This is a genomic window from Rhizobium sp. T1470 (assembly GCF_042140505.1).
In the GTDB taxonomy this organism is placed as follows: Bacteria; Pseudomonadota; Alphaproteobacteria; order Rhizobiales; family Rhizobiaceae; genus Rhizobium; species Rhizobium favelukesii.
The window spans coordinates 1,331,027-1,346,181 of record NZ_CP148092.1; the positions used below are offsets into that span (position 1 = coordinate 1,331,027).

At 59.8% G+C, this 15,155-nt stretch carries 16 protein-coding genes; 8 read left to right on the forward strand and 8 right to left on the reverse strand.

The features are described 5' to 3' along the window. Positions 1 to 7: 7 nt before the first annotated feature. From WGT02_RS27595 to WGT02_RS27605, 3 genes are all read right to left on the reverse strand, one after another. The gene (locus WGT02_RS27595; RefSeq protein ID WP_208247631.1) at positions 8 to 1,543 is read right to left on the reverse strand and encodes a sugar ABC transporter ATP-binding protein; all 1,536 of its coding nucleotides are present in this window, start codon (positions 1,541 to 1,543) and stop codon (positions 8 to 10) included. A 76-nt stretch (positions 1,544 to 1,619) separates the two neighbouring features. Beyond that, positions 1,620 to 2,615 (reverse strand): rhamnose ABC transporter substrate-binding protein, encoded by a 996-nt coding sequence (gene rhaS, locus WGT02_RS27600; RefSeq protein ID WP_024317579.1) that lies wholly within the window; start codon positions 2,613 to 2,615, stop codon positions 1,620 to 1,622. Between the two features lie 52 nt (positions 2,616 to 2,667). Beyond that, positions 2,668 to 3,480: a DeoR/GlpR family DNA-binding transcription regulator gene (locus tag WGT02_RS27605; protein WP_208247633.1), complete on the reverse strand. Its 813-nt coding sequence runs from the start codon at positions 3,478 to 3,480 to the stop codon at positions 2,668 to 2,670. Between the two features lie 200 nt (positions 3,481 to 3,680). Between WGT02_RS27605 and WGT02_RS27610 the strand changes: the two genes are divergently transcribed. Both WGT02_RS27610 and rhaI read left to right on the forward strand, forming a co-directional pair. Continuing rightward, positions 3,681 to 5,777, forward strand: a complete 2,097-nt coding sequence (locus WGT02_RS27610) for a bifunctional rhamnulose-1-phosphate aldolase/short-chain dehydrogenase (protein ID WP_208247635.1) — start codon at positions 3,681 to 3,683, stop codon at positions 5,775 to 5,777. 62 nt (positions 5,778 to 5,839) lie between these two features. Next, complete coding sequence (gene rhaI / locus WGT02_RS27615) at positions 5,840 to 7,132, forward strand: L-rhamnose catabolism isomerase (protein WP_024317582.1); 1,293 nt, start codon at positions 5,840 to 5,842, stop codon at positions 7,130 to 7,132. A 64-nt stretch (positions 7,133 to 7,196) separates the two neighbouring features. Here rhaI and WGT02_RS27620 read toward each other — a convergent pair whose 3' ends face one another. Continuing rightward, positions 7,197 to 7,655, reverse strand: coding sequence for a carboxymuconolactone decarboxylase family protein (locus WGT02_RS27620; protein ID WP_024317583.1), 459 nt, complete (start codon positions 7,653 to 7,655; stop codon positions 7,197 to 7,199). Positions 7,656 to 7,765: 110 nt separating this feature from the next. Between WGT02_RS27620 and WGT02_RS27625 the strand changes: the two genes are divergently transcribed. Next, positions 7,766 to 8,659 (forward strand): sigma-70 family RNA polymerase sigma factor, encoded by an 894-nt coding sequence (locus WGT02_RS27625; RefSeq protein ID WP_208247637.1) that lies wholly within the window; start codon positions 7,766 to 7,768, stop codon positions 8,657 to 8,659. Between the two features lie 62 nt (positions 8,660 to 8,721). Here the strand turns inward: WGT02_RS27625 and WGT02_RS27630 are convergent, their stop codons facing one another. Next, complete coding sequence (locus WGT02_RS27630; protein WP_208247639.1) at positions 8,722 to 8,931, reverse strand: hypothetical protein; 210 nt, start codon at positions 8,929 to 8,931, stop codon at positions 8,722 to 8,724. 127 nt (positions 8,932 to 9,058) lie between these two features. On the opposite strand from WGT02_RS27630, the gene WGT02_RS27635 reads away from it, so the two are divergent. Together WGT02_RS27635 and WGT02_RS27640 are read left to right on the forward strand one after the other, a co-directional pair. After that, on the forward strand, positions 9,059 to 9,682 hold the full coding sequence (locus WGT02_RS27635) for a TetR/AcrR family transcriptional regulator (protein WP_208247640.1): 624 nt from the start codon (positions 9,059 to 9,061) through the stop codon (positions 9,680 to 9,682). Positions 9,683 to 9,750: 68 nt separating this feature from the next. Continuing rightward, positions 9,751 to 9,939, forward strand: coding sequence for a hypothetical protein (locus tag WGT02_RS27640; protein WP_024317587.1), 189 nt, complete (start codon positions 9,751 to 9,753; stop codon positions 9,937 to 9,939). On the opposite strand, the gene WGT02_RS27645 is transcribed toward WGT02_RS27640, so the two are convergent. Continuing rightward, positions 9,936 to 10,373, reverse strand: coding sequence for a DUF1810 domain-containing protein (locus tag WGT02_RS27645; RefSeq protein WP_208247642.1), 438 nt, complete (start codon positions 10,371 to 10,373; stop codon positions 9,936 to 9,938). The genes WGT02_RS27640 and WGT02_RS27645 overlap by 4 nt on opposite strands. Positions 10,374 to 10,443: 70 nt before the next feature. After that, complete coding sequence (locus tag WGT02_RS27650) at positions 10,444 to 10,752, reverse strand: hypothetical protein (protein ID WP_029710325.1); 309 nt, start codon at positions 10,750 to 10,752, stop codon at positions 10,444 to 10,446. Between the two features lie 227 nt (positions 10,753 to 10,979). Between WGT02_RS27650 and WGT02_RS27655 the strand changes: the two genes are divergently transcribed. The 3 genes from WGT02_RS27655 to WGT02_RS27665 are packed head-to-tail and all read left to right on the forward strand — an operon-like array spanning position 10,980 to position 14,059. Continuing rightward, the gene (locus WGT02_RS27655; protein ID WP_208247644.1) at positions 10,980 to 12,350 is read left to right on the forward strand and encodes an amidase; all 1,371 of its coding nucleotides are present in this window, start codon (positions 10,980 to 10,982) and stop codon (positions 12,348 to 12,350) included. Positions 12,351 to 12,381: 31 nt separating this feature from the next. Continuing rightward, entirely contained in the window at positions 12,382 to 13,245 is an 864-nt protein-coding gene (locus tag WGT02_RS27660; protein ID WP_024317591.1) for a sugar phosphate isomerase/epimerase, read from the forward strand. Positions 13,246 to 13,264: 19 nt separating this feature from the next. Then, a complete protein-coding gene (locus WGT02_RS27665; RefSeq protein ID WP_208247646.1) occupies positions 13,265 to 14,059 on the forward strand; it encodes an HpcH/HpaI aldolase/citrate lyase family protein in 795 nt (264 codons plus the stop codon). 1 nt (position 14,060) lies between these two features. Here WGT02_RS27665 and WGT02_RS27670 read toward each other — a convergent pair whose 3' ends face one another. Continuing rightward, a complete protein-coding gene (locus WGT02_RS27670; protein WP_024317593.1) occupies positions 14,061 to 14,732 on the reverse strand; it encodes a spermidine synthase in 672 nt (223 codons plus the stop codon). Between the last annotated feature and the right edge of the window lie 423 nt (positions 14,733 to 15,155).

Sequence of the window (15,155 nt, forward strand, 5' to 3'; positions counted from 1 at the left end):
GATTACCTCAAGCATTACCGGTCGCGGCGCGAACCAGCGTTTCCGGCGTCAGATCCTTGCGTTCGAAAAGGCCGGCCATCAGGCCTTCTTTCATCACGAGGACCCGGTCGGACATTCCGATGACCTCGGGCAGCTCCGACGAGATCATGATGATCGATAGACCCTCGGCTGCGAGTTCGCTGATGAAGCCGTGCACGGCGGCCTTAGAGCCGATGTCGATGCCCTTGGTCGGTTCATCGAGAATGATCACCTTGGGCTTCGTTGCCAGCCATTTGCCGATAACGACTTTCTGCTGGTTGCCGCCCGATAACGTCCCGACGGCAACGGAGAGTGCCGCGGCGCGCAGATCGAGGCGCTCGGCATATTTGCGCGCCAGGGCAAATTCATTGGCCGCCTTCAGGAAGCCCTTGCGCGATGTGCGTGCGAGCGAGGGCAGGGTCATGTTCTGGTAGATCGGCATCGGCAGAGCCAAGCCGTGGCGGCCGCGCTCTTCGGGCACGTAGACGATGCCGGCGCCGATGGCGTCGAGCGGCGAATGGATTGCAAGCTCTTGACCTTCCAGCCTCAGCTTGCCGGATGCAGGCTTGGTGATGCCGAAGAGTGACTGGCAAAGCTCGGAGCGACCGGCGCCGATCAGTCCGTAAACACCGAGGATCTCACCCTTGCGGAGGGTGAACGAGATGTCGCGAAACTCGGTCCGGTGACAGTATTTCTCGACCTGAAACACCGGGCCGCCGATGGCCACGTCGATCTTCGGGAATGCATTTTCCACATCGCGGCCGACCATGAGGCGGACGATGTCGTCTTGTGGCGTCTCCTTGAGTTGGCCGTGGCCAACCGCACGACCGTCGCGGAAAACCACGAAGTTGTCAGCGATCTCGTAAAGCTCGTCGAACTTGTGGCTGATGAAAAGGATCGCCTTGCCCTGTGCCTTCAGGCCCTCGACGATACGAAAGAGATCGTCGATTTCCTTGCGCGAAAGTGCGGCGGTCGGCTCGTCCATGATGACGATGCGCGCTTCGATGGAGAGCGCGCGGGCGATGGCGACGAGATGGCGCTGAGCAATGGAGAGATCCTTGAGGCGGATCGTCGGATCGATATTGCTTTCAAGCGAATGCAGCAATTCCTTCGAGCGACTGTTCATCAATTTCCAGTCGATCGTGCGAAATCTCGTGCGCGGCGCATGGCCGAGGAAAATGTTTTCGCCAACCGTCAGTTCATCGAAGAGCACGGTTTCCTGATGGATGGCGGTGACACCGACGTCGATGGCAGCCTGCGCATTGGCGAAGGTTGTCAGCTTGCCGTCGACGATGATCTCGCCTTCGTTCGGTCGATAAATACCGGTCAGGATCTTGACGAGCGTCGATTTGCCGGCACCATTTTCGCCGATCAGGGCGGTCACTTTGCCGGGATAGAGCGCGATGCTGACGTTATCGAGCGCCTTCACGCCGGGGAAGATCTGCGAAATGCCACGCATTTCCAGAATGGCGGGCGCGTCGTCGGTCTTGGAGCCTGCGACGGGTTGTTGAAGGGCAGTGTTCATCAGCGGTTACCGGTGTCGAATTGGGAGGTCCCGGCGGCCTGAGCCGCCGGGTTCTGTTTCTGGAGCGAGATCAGGCTCAGAAGACCTTCGAGAACTGGTCGATGTTCGATGCATTGTAGACGAAGGGATCTGCCATAGCAGCTTCGCCGTTGTCGCCGATCTTGATCTTACCCATGCGGCCGGCCTCGATTTCGGTGCCCGGCTTGCCAGTCGCGTCACCCTTGACGAGGTGATAGGCGATCTGCGTTGCGGAGTAGCCGAGGTCGATCGGGTTCCAGATGGCGAATTCCTTCGTCGCACCCGACTTGATCGCACCGGCCATCTCCGAGGGCAGGCCGAGGCCCGTCACGTAGACCTTACCGACGAGGCCCTTATCTTCGACAACCTTGGAAGCGGCCAGAACACCGACCGTCGTCGGAGCAACGATGACCTTGACGTTCGGGTTCGACTTCAAAAGGCCTTCCGCCTCACGATAGGACTTGTCCGAAAGGTCGTCGCCGTAAACTGTGGTGACGAGGTTGAGGCCCGGGAAGTCCTTAAGCTGCTTTTTCATCTGGTCGATCCAGATGTTCTGGTTGGTCGAGGTCGTCGTGGCCGATAGGATTGCAAAGTCGCCCTTGCCGCCTTCGAGGTGGTCCTTGGCGAGCGTCAGGCACATCTTGCCGATCAGTTCGTTGGACGACGGGTTCAGCTGCAGGATGCGGCCGTCCTTGTTGACGCCGGAATCCCAGGAGATGACCTTGATGCCGCGTTGCTTGGCCTTCTTCAGCGCCGGGATAACAGCATCCGGATCGTTGGCGGAGATGGCGATGGCGTCAACACCTTGAGCGATCAGCGAGTTGATGACTTCGATCTGGCCTTCGGCCGTCGTCGAGGTCGGACCGGTGTAGATCACTTCCACGCCGCCGAGTTCCTTAGCTGCTTCCTGCGCGCCCTTGTTGGCAGCTTCGAAGAAGCCGTTTCCGAGCGACTTTACCACGAGACCAATCTTGACGTCCTTGGCGCTTGCGGCGCCGGCCATCATGGCCACGGCAAACGCCACGCCGATTGCGAGTGTCTTTGCGAGTTTCATGCTTTCATCCTCCCACGTTGATAAGACTTGACTAACATCCTGCCGGCGCCACTCACGCGACGGACGAGGAACCCTCCTTCGATTGCGAGACTGCGACGCTCGCAATGACGAGCTTGATGCCCGCATCTTCGATCATTTTCACCGCACCCTCTGGAATGCCGTCGTCGGTGATGATCGTCGAAACACGGTCGAGCCGGCACAGAATGAGGCTCGACCGGCGGTGAAACTTGCTGGAATCGACCATGACGACCAACTCGTCGGCCTGGTGCATCAGCTTCTGTTCGCTTTGAATGATTTGCGCGTCGGCTTCCATGATGCCGAGCGGACCGACGCCCTGGGCGCCGATGAAGAAGCGGCGGGCGTAGAAATTGCGGATCGCGTCATTGTCGAAGGGCGACAGGATCAGGCTCTGCTCGCGATAAATCACGCCGCCAGGGACTGTTACGGTATTCTTCGAGTGCTTGACCAGATGCTCGGCGATGGCAAACGAGTTGGTCATGACCTGCATGCGATGGGCGGCCATGAAATGCACCATTTGGAAGGTGGTCGTCCCACCATTGATGATGATGGCATCGCCTGGATCGCACAGATCGACGGCTGCACGCGCGATTGAGCGCTTTTTATCGATATTGACAGATTCCGAAACCCGGAAGGGCCGTCCGGCGAGATTACTGAGCTGCGGCGGGTGAACCGCCTCTGCACCGCCACGCACACGCCGGATCTTCCCCTGCACATGAAGGGCCGCGATGTCACGCCGGATCGTCGCCTCGGAAGCCTCGGTCAATTCGGATATATCCTGAACAGTGACGACCGACTTTTCCTGAACGGCGCTCAATATGATGCGATGGCGTTCGCGTTCGTGCATGGGGCTCCTCCTAGCTTGCTTATTTCGCAGTTGTGAGAATGTGTCAATCAAAAACGATCAAGAATTTGCATATTGCACTGCACAATAAGCGTATTTGATCGTTTTTGATTGACAACGCGTATTTTGATGAGCGATACCGTCAGCGCAAGAGGCGCGTTTTTGTTTCGCGTCTTCAAGAAATTTCTTTATGGGAGGATGACATGGCGGCAACCGTCCGGCTTCTTGATAACCGTTGGGACGATGCTTACGCTGCTGGCCTCGATGAGCCCGGCAAGCTGCTGTATCGCTCGAATCTGCTCGGCGCCGACAAGCGCATTACCAACTACGGTGGCGGCAATACCTCTGCCAAGGTCATGGAAACCGATCCGCTGACCGGCGAGAAGGTCAAGATCCTGTGGGTAAAGGGTTCGGGCGGCGACGTCGGGACCATCAAGCTCGACGGCTTTGCGACGCTCTACCAGGACAAGCTCGACTCCCTGAAGGGTATCTACAAGGGCGTCGAAGACGAAGACCGCATGGTCGGCTTCCTGCCGCACTGCACCTACAATCTTAACAGCCGTGCCGCCTCGATCGACACCCCACTGCATGGGTTCGTGCCTTTCACCCATGTCGACCACATGCATCCGGATGCGATCATCGCGATCGCCGCCTCCAGGAATTCCAAGGAACTGACCAGGCAGATCTTCGGTGACACAATTGGCTGGCTGCCGTGGCGCCGCCCAGGCTTCCAGCTCGGCCTCGACCTTGAAGCCTTCGTCAAGGCAAACCCGAATGCCAAGGGCGTCGTCCTCGAAAGCCACGGTCTCTTCACCTGGGCAGACGATGCCAAGACCTGCTATGAGCTGACGCTTGCTGTTATCAACAAGGCAATTACCTGGTTTGCAGAACAGACCGAAGGCAAGACAATCTTCGGCGGCGTCGCCACGCAGAGCCTGCCGTTGGAAGAGCGTCGCGCCATCGCCGCACGCCTGATGCCTGCGATCCGCGGGCGTATCGGCAAGGGGGAGCGCAAGCTCGGTCATTTCGACGATCAGGATGCCGTGCTAGAATTCGTCAACTCCAAGAACCTGCGTCCGCTCGGTGCGCTTGGCACGAGTTGCCCGGACCACTTCCTGCGCACCAAGATCCGCCCGCTGATCGTCAATTTCGATCCGGCAAAGCCGGATGTCGATGCTGTCATTGCATCGCTCGACAAGGCACTTGAGGACTACCGCGCTGATTACGCGCGTTACTACAACGACTGCAAGCACGACAACTCGCCGGCCATGCGCGATGCCAATCCGGTCGTCTTCCTTGTCCCGGGCGTTGGCATGCTTTCGTTTGCACGCGATAAGGCCACGGCGCGCATCGCAAGCGAGTTCTACGTCAATGCCATCAATGTGATGCGCGGCGCGTCGACCGTTTCCGAATATCAGGGTCTGCCTGAACAGGAAGCCTTCGATATCGAGTACTGGTTGCTCGAGGAGGCCAAGCTGCAGCGCATGCCGAAGCCGAAGAGCCTTGCTGGTCGCGTTGCCTTCGTCACCGGTGGCGCCGGCGGCATCGGCCGCGCAACAGCGGCCCGTTTGATCGGCGAGGGCGCCTGCGTGGTTCTGGCTGATATCGACCAGGCGGCTCTCGACGGCACGCAGGCCGATTTTGCCAAGCAGTTCGGCACCGATGCCGTTCGCGGCGTCAAGCTTGACGTCACCAAGGAAGACGCGGTGATCGCGTCCTTCGCCGGAGCCTGTGTCGAGTTCGGCGGTGTGGACATCCTCGTTTCCAACGCGGGTATCGCGTCGTCCGCGCCGATCGAAAGCACCGAGCTTTCGATGTGGAACAAGAACATCGACATTCTGGCCACCGGATATTTCCTGGTATCGCGTGAAGCCTTCCGTCTGTTCCGCAAGCAGGACCTCGGCGGCAACGTCGTGTTCGTCGCCTCCAAGAACGGTCTCGCCTCTTCGCCGAACGCGGCAGCCTATTGCACGGCAAAGGCTGCGGAAATCCATCTGGCCCGTTGCCTGGCGCTCGAGGGCGCAGAAGCAGGCATTCGCGTCAACACCGTCAACCCAGATGCCGTTTTGCGCGGTTCGAAGATCTGGAGCGGTGAGTGGCGCGAACAACGTGCAGCGTCGTCGAAGATCGAAATCAACGAGCTGGAGGAGCACTACCGCAAGCGCTCGATGCTGAAGCTCAACGTCTTCCCGGAAGATATTGCAGAGGCGATCTACTTCCTGGCGTCCGATCTTTCGGCCAAGTCCACCGGCAACATCATCAACGTCGATGCCGGTAACGCGCAGAGCTTCCCGCGCTAAGTTGAGTTAAGGCGGCGGGCGCCTTGCCCGCCGTACCCCATCCACATTCTCGGGAGGAATTCATGGCCGAGTCCAAGATCGCGCAGGATGTCATTGCGCAGGAAAACGACAAGCGCGCTGACGCGCTGAAATCAGACTATGAGGCGCTCGGCGCCCATCTGGCCCGCCGCGGCATCGACATCGAGACGATCACGGGGAAGGTCTCGGAATTCTTCGTCGCCATACCCTCGTGGGGTGTTGGAACGGGCGGCACCCGCTTTGCCCGCTTTCCCGGCACCGGTGAACCGCGCGGCATTTTCGACAAGCTCGACGACTGCTCCGTCATCAACGAGTTGACGCGTGCGACACCGAACGTGTCGCTGCACATTCCTTGGGACAAGGCCGACGCCAAGGAGCTCAGGGCGAAGGGCGATGCGCTCGGCCTCGGCTTCGACGCGATGAACTCCAATACCTTCTCGGATGCACCCGGCCAGAAGCATTCCTACAAGTATGGCTCGCTCAGCCATACCGATGCGGCAACGCGCGCGCAGGCCGTCGAACACAATCTCGAATGCATCGAGATCGGCAAGGCGATCGGCTCCAAGGCGCTGACAGTCTGGGTCGGCGATGGCTCGAATTTCCCCGGCCAGAGCAACTTCACCAAGGCGTTCGAACGCTATCTCGCCTCGATGGGCGACATCTACAAGGCGCTGCCGGATGACTGGAAACTGTTTTCCGAGCACAAGATGTACGAGCCCGCCTTCTACTCCACGGTCGTCCAGGACTGGGGCACCAACTACTTGATCGCCCAGACGCTTGGACCAAAGGCGCAGTGCCTAGTCGACCTCGGCCATCATGCACCCAATACCAATATCGAGATGATCGTCGCCCGTCTCGTTCAGTTCGGAAAGCTCGGCGGCTTCCATTTCAACGATTCCAAATATGGTGACGACGATCTCGACGCTGGTGCGATCGAACCCTACCGCCTGTTCCTCGTCTTCAACGAGCTTGTCGATGCAGAGCAGCGCGGCGTCAACGATTTTAATCCGGCGCACATGATCGACCAGTCGCACAACGTCACCGACCCGATCGAGAGCCTGATCAACAGCGCCAATGAGATCCGTCGTGCCTACGCACAGGCTCTCCTCGTCGACCGCAAGGCGCTTGCCGGCTACCAGGACGAGAATGACGCGCTGATGGCGACAGAGACGCTGAAGCGCGCCTACCGTGCCGACGTTGAGCCGATCCTTGCCGAAGCCCGCCGCCGTGCCGGTGGCGCGATCGATCCCGTCGCGACCTATCGTGTCAGCGGCTACCGCAGGAAGGTCGCCGCCGAACGCCCGGTATCGGCCGCCGGCGGCGGTGGCATTATCTGATCCTTAAGCCTCCCAAGGCTGTTCTGTCGGGCCGCTGTCCAAGGGATAGCGGCCCAATCGTGTCTTACGGCTTCCATTCGCCGGCAATCTGGCGGGTGGCGATGTTCAGCCTGTTCCAGACGTTGATGTTGGCGATGGCGATGACGAGGGCTGCCAGGCTCTTGCCGTCGAAATGCCGCGTGGCCTCGTCCCAGATGTCGTCCGGTACGGGGTCGGTACGATCGCTGACACGCGTGACCGCCTCGGTCAGCGCAAGGGCTGCCCGCTCGGCAGGCGTGAAATACGGTGTGTCGCGCCAGGCGCTGACGGCAAACAGACGCTCATCGCTCTCGCCTGCTTTCTTGGCGATGCGTGGATGCCCGTCGATGCAGACGCTGCAGCCATTGATTTGGCTGGCGCGCAGATTGACGAGTTCTAAAAGGATTGGCGAAAGACCTGATTTGGCCGGCAATGTGCCGAGGGCGTGCAGTGCCTGCATCGCTTCGGGAATGACGACAGCTGGGTTTCCCATTCTCGCTTGCATCATATGTCTCCTTGATGTGTTGTCGAAATGACGCCGCCGGCGGTGTCGTGTCACACCGGCCAGGTTTCGTTCGTCATGCCTTTGACGGAACAGACTGGAGGAATGTGACAATGGATGAGAAAAATTGGCTGGCGGGAGAATTCGAAGCGAACAGGGCGCATCTCGCCACGGTCGCTTATCGCATGCTTGGCTCCCGCACGGAGGCAGACGATGCCGTTCAGGAGGCCTGGCTGCGGCTCGGCCGCTCCGACGCGGACTCAATCGACAATATGGGTGGTTGGCTGACGACCGTCGTGGCGCGGATCTGCCTGGACATGCTGCGCTCGAGAAAGACGAGGCGGGAAGAACCGTTTGACCTTCCCGTGCATGAACGGCTTGCAGACCCGTCAAAGGCTGTTGATCCGGAGGGGGAGGTGGCCTTTGCCGACGCCGTCGGCGTGGCACTGCTAATTGTCCTCGAGACATTGGCTCCGGCTGAGCGCGTCGCCTTTGTGCTGCACGACATGTTCGATCTGCCCTTCGACGATATCGCACCCATCATCAATCGCTCATCGGCCGCAACGCGCCAGCTTGCAAGCCGCGCTCGCCGCCGCGTGCAGGGAGCGACCGATGTGCCGGAAGCGGATGCCGCACACAAGAGGACGATCGTCAACGCGTTCCTCGCGGCTTCGCGGCTCGGCGATCTCAACGCGCTGCTTGCGGTTCTCGATCCGCAGGTGGTCTTCACCCCCGACGCCATGGCAATGCGGTATAATCCTTCCGTTCGCGAGCTTCACGGCGCATCAGCGGTCGCAGAGACCTTCAAGGGTCGCGCCCAAGCTGCCAAGCCTGCGCTCATCGATGGGGAGTTCGGGCTCGTGGTGTCCGTCGCAGGAGACCTGCGTGTTGTTCTGCTTCTAACCTTCGACGGAGACAGAATCTCAGCGATCGATGCCGTTGCCGATCGCGACTATCTTGACCACCTGCAATATGAGCTGCTGGAACCAACGGAGCCCGGCCTCTGAAATGAAAAGCCGTCGCTTGGCTCAGCGACGGCTCTCACGGGGGCAGGGAAGGGCCCAAGGTTTCAGCAAAAGCTGCACATGGTAGCCGGGTTGCCGGAGATCACGTTCATAAACTTGCTCACCGGAGAGGCGCGCTGCTCACGCTTCTTGGCGGCCGTCTCAAGGAGACGCTTGAAATCGTCAATTTTCACGCCGTCAGCGCGGAGCACCATGGCGATCAGGGGGTCGCGAAGGGCTTCGGTAATGGTCAGGTCTTCTCTGGTCTTGCTCATGGTTTGCCTCCTTTCGTGGGCGGTAGCCCGTGTTCCACTCCGGCCGCGTCGCCGATCGACGTTGACTTCCGCGAAGAGTGGTGTTACCGGTAAGTAACAATGCATTTGTTACCGATCGGTCACATGGATGTCAAGGACGTTGTCCGCAAAAAAATCAGAATCATTGAACGTGCTGTCTCCCGCAAACACTGACGAGAAGATCCCGCCACGGGAGCGCATCGTCTCGACCGCCGCCGAGCTCTTTCGCGAGCACGGCATTCGCGGCATCGGCGTGGATGCGATCGTAGATGCGGCGCTGACCAACAAGATGACGCTCTATCGCCATTTCGGCTCCAAGGACGAGCTGGTCTGCGAGACGTTGCGCCGCGCTTCAGAAAAGGCCGAGGCGATCTGGCGCGATCTCGAGAGTGCTCATCCCAGCGATCCGAAGGCACAGCTGCGGGCATGGGTCGAAGCGCGAACGCAGAGCCTTTGCGGCGAGCATGTCGGCTGTGACCTCGCCAACGCCGCCATCGAGCTTAAAGGCGACGGGCATCCGGCCTATGACGTGATCGAACGGCACAAAGCCGAGCAACGCGACAGGTTGGAGGCGCTCTGTCTTGCAGCCGGTGCGCGCGAACCGAACCTGCTGGCCGACACGCTGACGCTCCTTCTCGAGGGCGCTCGTGTCACGCGGCAAGCCATGGGCAACGATACATGTTGCAGTCACTTCTCCAAGGCCTGCAACGCTGCCATGACCGCTTTTGCGTAGCGGCCCCGGGCGATCAGCGGGAACCATATGCCTTTGCACTCGTTTCGGACGAGGTGGGAAGCAAAGGCATGAACTACAGTTACCTTCACCGTCTCTATACAAGGCGCGCCGAACTCGAGGCGAAGCTTGAGCTCTATGAGGCGCGCAGTTGCTTCGGCGATGACGAGATCGATGACGGCACCGATCAAGAGTTGCGAGAGCGGATTAACGAAATATCAGCTGAGATCGAGTCGCTGGAACATGCGAGTGCAGGCTAGTTGCTCGCATCCAAGAGTTGGATGGTGCGTTCATCGAACTCCCCCCGATAGAACAGATCGATTACCTTGTGAAAAGGCGATCCATGCTCGCTGACCGCGGCAAAAAGGGTCATGGACGACCGTAGCTTTAGATCATCGGGAGAGCCGAAAATCTCGTGCACGGACCTGCCTTCGATGCCAAGTACGGCATCGACGCAGCGAAACAGCCGGCTCCCGAGAATAGGGTCGGCAAGATAGGCAGAGGCTTCCTCGGCCGAGCGGATGGCGTATTTCTCTGCCATGAATGATGATCCGAGGCCCGCGATCTGGGGGAAGATGAACCACATCCAATGGGACCGTTTGCGGCCAGCCTTCAACTCCGAAAGCGCCCGCTCATAGACGCCATTTTGTGCGTCCATGAAGCGGTTCAGATTGTAGTCGATCTCACCGGGCATCGCCGATCCTCCCCGTGCGCATAACTATATCGCGGGGGGAAGGTTGTCCATGTCCGGAGTGGAGAGACCCTCAGCAGGATCTGTCCGGGTAAGGGCTGTGCTCGCGGCAATAATCGACCGATGGTAACGATTCGGAGATTGATCCGACTGTTGCCGTGTCGAGGCCCGAGGCCATAGGGGCACCAAAGTGGACCGTCAGCCCGGCGATGCCCAGAAGCACAAACGCTGCAAGAACAATGACCCGTTCTGATATTGAAGGTCTGTGTGCATTTACATGTTCGGCGTATTCGTGTTCACCCATGCCGTTCAACTCGTCATCTGTTGCGTGGTGGTGCACCACGTCGCCGCGCGCCGTGTTCCAACTCTCGCCGTTTGTCATTTTGTTAACTCCTACACTGGTGCGCGTACCGGCATACGCTCGTCCTCTCGCCGGCAAAAACTTGCACGCAAGCGGGATGTGTGGTTTCGAGGGCGCCGGTTGAAGAGCGGATCCACAAACGCAGTGTTCATAAAATCGAACCAATCGGTTTGATTTGACTTTAAGGACTTGGCGCGTCGACGAAATTCGGATTAGTTCGGTCAGTCAGTCAGATTGCGGATACCCCCATGACGAAATCATTTGGCGCGATGTCCGTCGCGCAGCTTTCCGGGCTCATTCAAACGGCAGCTGTTGATCCGATCGAAGTGACGGAAGCCGTGCTCGATGGCATCGATGCATATCCGGATCGCACGGTTTTCACGGCAATCCTCAAGGATCGGGCACTCGAAGAGGCAAGGGCCTCATCGAAACGACTGAAGGAGGGCCGCTCGCGTGGAATGCTGGATGGCATTCCGATCGCCTGGAAGGACCTCTTTGACCTCAAGGGTCGGACAACGACGGCCGGATCGACCGTTCTCGCAACCGGTCCAGCTGCGCACGCAGACGCTCCGATCGTGGCATCGCTGCAGCAGATCGGCATGGTCTCGATCGGCTGCACCAACATGAGCGAGTTCGCCTTCTCGGGCCTTGGCATCAACCCGCACTACGGCACGCCGCAAAATCCCCGCAGTGGCGATCTGGCACGCGTCCCAGGCGGTTCGTCATCTGGCGCCGGCGTCGCGGTGGCAGCCGGCCTGGTGCCGGTGGCGATGGGAACAGACACGGGGGGATCGGTGCGCATCCCTGCTGCCTTCAACGGCATCGTCGGATACAAGGCGACACGGGGCCGCTACCCGATGGCGGGCGTTTTCCCATTGGCAAAAAGTCTGGATTCGCTCGGACCGCTGTGCAGGACAGTCCAGGACGCCGTCTGGATTGACGCGGGAATGCGCGGCCCGGCGTCTCCATCAATTGTGAGCCGCCCTGTCAAAGGGCTGGATATCATAATCCCCGACAACGTGGTGTTCGATGGCGCCGAAGCCGGTGTCGTTGCAGCCTTCGAGACGGCCATCGATTGGCTTGCGGCAGAGGGTGCATCGATCAGCCGGATCGCAATTCCTGCTTTCGATGAAATCCTGGGGCTGATGGCAAAATATGGTGCCCTGGTGACCGCAGAGGCTTTCGCGCTTCACCGCGAACGGTTGGCTGGGCCGCAAGCCGCCGACATGGATCATCGCGTCGCCATGCGCATAAGGCTTGGTGAGAAGACAACGCTTGCGAACTATCTTGCGCTTCTCGACGCGCGACAAAGGTTGATAGCAGATGTCGAGCGGCTCGTGTGCGAGAGCTTCGTTGCCTTTCCGACAGTTGCGCACGTGGCGCCGGCCATCGCGCCGCTGGAAACGAACGACGATCTGTTTTTTTCAACCAACGGCATGACGCTGCGCAATACGATGCTCGGCAATTTCCTCGATTGGTGCGGCGTATCGATCCCCTGTGGAACGGGAGATGCCGATATGCCGGTCGGCTTCCTGCTCTCCGCGGTGGGCAAGCGTGATGAAGCGCTCCTCAGCGCGGCGCTGTCGGCAGAGGAGATTATCCGCGGCGAATTCATTTGAGCCAATGGGCATTGCTCCCCGGGAGGAGAACATGAGTGAAGGCAATTTGGAGAACGGACGATTTGCAGTTTCGACATGGTCGCTGCACCGGCTGCTTGGTGCCGTTTACCCCCATAGCCCCGATCCGGAGAAAAGTGCCACGCGTAAGGAACCTTATGGGCCGGGGCGCTGCTCGCTCCTCGACATCCCGGGGCAGCTCGCCGAGCGCGGAGTTGGGCGGCTCGAACTTTGCTCGTTCCACCTCTCGAGCCTGGAGCGCACCCATCTGGCGGAAATGCGCGCCGCGCTTCAGGACGCCGGCGTCCTGCTCCAGACGCTGCTCGTCGAAGATGGTGATCCAAGCCATCCAGAAACGGCTGAGCGCGATATTCAATGGATCGCCGGCTGGATCGAGATTGCGGCGGCGCTTGGCGCCAAGCACATGCGGGTAATCGCAGGCAAGCAGGCGCCGACGGCAGAAAACCTCGAACGTGCGGCACAGCATCTGGGCTGGCTTGCAAAGCAGGTTAAAGATAGCGGCGTTCGCGTCGTCACCGAAAACTGGTTTGCTCTTTTGCCTTCTCCAAGGGAGACGAACTGGCTTCTCGATACATTGCAGGGAGACGTCGGTCTGAATGGCGATCTTGGCAACTGGGCTGCGCCGGAAAAATATGACGGGCTTTGCGATATCATGCGACGCGCGGAACTTTGCCACGCCAAGGCTGACTTCAATGGATCAGGGCTCGACAGGGCAGATTATGGCAAATCTCTGGAAGCGTGTCGGGCGGCAGGTTACCGCGGACCCTATACGCTGATTTACGATTCACCATTTTTTACCGATGAGTGGGATGGCATCCTGCTTCAAAAGGCTTTCATCGAGGAATTTCATCAGCAAAAGCAGCGCGCGGTTGGCTAAACCGCGAAAGGAGCATGGGATGACTGGCGCAACGACGATCGACGGCTTCGCAAAGCGGATCAGAAGCGGTGAAGGCGGATTGATATCCGCCTGGATCGGCATTCCCGATCCGCTCTTCGTCAATCATCTGGCGCAGGAGGCGTTTGATGCCGTCGTGTTGGATATGCAGCATGGCGTTTGGGATATCGGATCGGCTGCCGTTGGAATTGGCCAGGGGAGGCTTGCCGGCAAGCCTGTGCTCGCCCGCATTCCGCTCGGCGATTTCGCATCCGCCTCGCGTCTTCTCGATGCGGGCGCCTCAGGCATCATTGCGCCGATGATCAACTCGGTGTCGGAGGCGAAGGCCTTCGCGAAGGCCACCAAGTATCTACCGCTCGGCGAGCGCAGCTGGGGGCCGACCCTGGCGATGAACCATACGGGGCTTTCGGCCACCGAATATCTTGCGACCGCGAACGAGCAGACCGTGGCGATTGCCATGATCGAGACTCGCGCGGCCCTTGATGCCGCAGATGAAATCATGCGCGTAGACGGCATCGACGGCATTTTCGTCGGCCCGTCCGACTTGTCGATAGCGCTGTCAGATGGAGCGAAAGTAGCACCCGATACGGCGCAGGTCGACGGCGTTCTCAAGCATCTGATTGCCCGTTGCCGGGCTCACGGAAAATTCGCCTGCGTCTTTGGCAGCAATGGCGAGCGGGCCGGCGAGCTGTTGAAAATGGGTTTCGATTTCGTCATCGCCGGAGCCGACACGCAGCAGCTCCGTTCTGGAGCCGCAACCGCGATTGCAGCCGCGCGTCGAGTTCAGGCAAGCTGAACTATTTGACGGCGAGCCATATGACGTGACGCGCGCCACCGCGCTTGCCGTTGGCGCGCGTGTTGACCGTCTCGACGTCCAAGCCGCAGTCACCAAGCCGCCGGGTGAAACCGGCATCCGGCCCTGATGACCAGACGGCGAGAACGCCGCCGGGGCGCAGGGCATCGCGTGCAGCCCGCAGGCCTGCAAAATCGTAAAGACGATCGTTGGAGCGTCGCGTCAGGCCATCAGGCCCATTGTCGACGTCAAGCAAGATGGCGTCGAATTGCGTCTTGCTTTGCCGCACCAGTTCGCCAACGTCGCCCTGGTGAATGGCAACGCGTGGATCGTCGAGGCAACCCTGAAATACTTCTGACATCGGGCCACGCGCCCATTGCACCACCGCCGGTACGAGTTCGGCAACGATGATCGATGATTCTTGTGGCAAAACGGAAAGGGCAGCACGCAACGTGAAACCCATTCCGAGACCGCCGATCAGGACATTCGGACGCGCGCGCCCCTTGATCTTTTCATGGGAAAGCGTCGCGAGCGCCTCCTCGGAGCCGCTCAGGCGGTTGTTCATCAGCTCGTTCGAGCCCAGCATGATCGAGAATTCGCTGCCTCGCCGCTTGAGGCGCAATTCGCCGCTTTCTCCGGGAATGGGGGCGGAATCAAGTTGAATCCAGGGGAGCATGTCTGTCGTGCCTCGCGTTGCGCGGTTCCCCTAGCACAGAAATGGCAGACCCGCGAACCTGGAAGCAGGCTCGCGGCGGCTGCAAGGTTTGCTTCAGTTCCTTTCAAGGCAAGCTTGGCTGTTGCCTTGGACCCCACGGCGCTGTGGCGGGCATTGCGTCCATTGTATATTACCGGACCCCGTCGTACTGCCGGTCTGGAACGTGTCGAACGGTATCGCGAATCCACCGCTCGGTGCCTCGTCTTCGCGGGAAGTCCCGAGCGGCGGCGATCCGTCGAAGCGGCCGCTGCTGTCCATGCCCATATTCGCTTGCGCAAAGGCCGAACCAGCGAAACTGAGGACGAGGACTGAAGTCACTGCGATAAGCCTGCGCATGATCGAGATCCTTCACGTTGATGCAATTGTGAGTATAGCGCGCCGTTT

Excerpts from the sequence above, each read along its gene's own strand:
- WGT02_RS27670 (WP_024317593.1), bottom strand. The coding sequence starts at position 14,732 with ATGCTCCCCTGGATTCAACTTGATTCCGCCCCCATTCCCGGAGAAAGC.
- WGT02_RS27660 (WP_024317591.1), top strand. The coding sequence starts at position 12,382 with ATGAGTGAAGGCAATTTGGAGAACGGACGATTTGCAGTTTCGACATGG.
- WGT02_RS27620 (WP_024317583.1), bottom strand. The coding sequence starts at position 7,655 with ATGCAAGCGAGAATGGGAAACCCAGCTGTCGTCATTCCCGAAGCGATG.
- WGT02_RS27625 (WP_208247637.1), top strand. The coding sequence starts at position 7,766 with ATGGATGAGAAAAATTGGCTGGCGGGAGAATTCGAAGCGAACAGGGCG.
- rhaI (WP_024317582.1), top strand. The coding sequence starts at position 5,840 with ATGGCCGAGTCCAAGATCGCGCAGGATGTCATTGCGCAGGAAAACGAC.
- WGT02_RS27610 (WP_208247635.1), top strand. The coding sequence starts at position 3,681 with ATGGCGGCAACCGTCCGGCTTCTTGATAACCGTTGGGACGATGCTTAC.
- WGT02_RS27655 (WP_208247644.1), top strand. The coding sequence starts at position 10,980 with ATGACGAAATCATTTGGCGCGATGTCCGTCGCGCAGCTTTCCGGGCTC.
- WGT02_RS27645 (WP_208247642.1), bottom strand. The coding sequence starts at position 10,373 with ATGCCCGGTGAGATCGACTACAATCTGAACCGCTTCATGGACGCACAA.
- rhaS (WP_024317579.1), bottom strand. The coding sequence starts at position 2,615 with ATGAAACTCGCAAAGACACTCGCAATCGGCGTGGCGTTTGCCGTGGCC.
- WGT02_RS27650 (WP_029710325.1), bottom strand. The coding sequence starts at position 10,752 with ATGACAAACGGCGAGAGTTGGAACACGGCGCGCGGCGACGTGGTGCAC.
- WGT02_RS27630 (WP_208247639.1), bottom strand. The coding sequence starts at position 8,931 with ATGAGCAAGACCAGAGAAGACCTGACCATTACCGAAGCCCTTCGCGAC.
- WGT02_RS27640 (WP_024317587.1), top strand. The coding sequence starts at position 9,751 with ATGAACTACAGTTACCTTCACCGTCTCTATACAAGGCGCGCCGAACTC.
- WGT02_RS27595 (WP_208247631.1), bottom strand. The coding sequence starts at position 1,543 with ATGAACACTGCCCTTCAACAACCCGTCGCAGGCTCCAAGACCGACGAC.
- WGT02_RS27605 (WP_208247633.1), bottom strand. The coding sequence starts at position 3,480 with ATGCACGAACGCGAACGCCATCGCATCATATTGAGCGCCGTTCAGGAA.
- WGT02_RS27635 (WP_208247640.1), top strand. The coding sequence starts at position 9,059 with ATGTCAAGGACGTTGTCCGCAAAAAAATCAGAATCATTGAACGTGCTG.
- WGT02_RS27665 (WP_208247646.1), top strand. The coding sequence starts at position 13,265 with ATGACTGGCGCAACGACGATCGACGGCTTCGCAAAGCGGATCAGAAGC.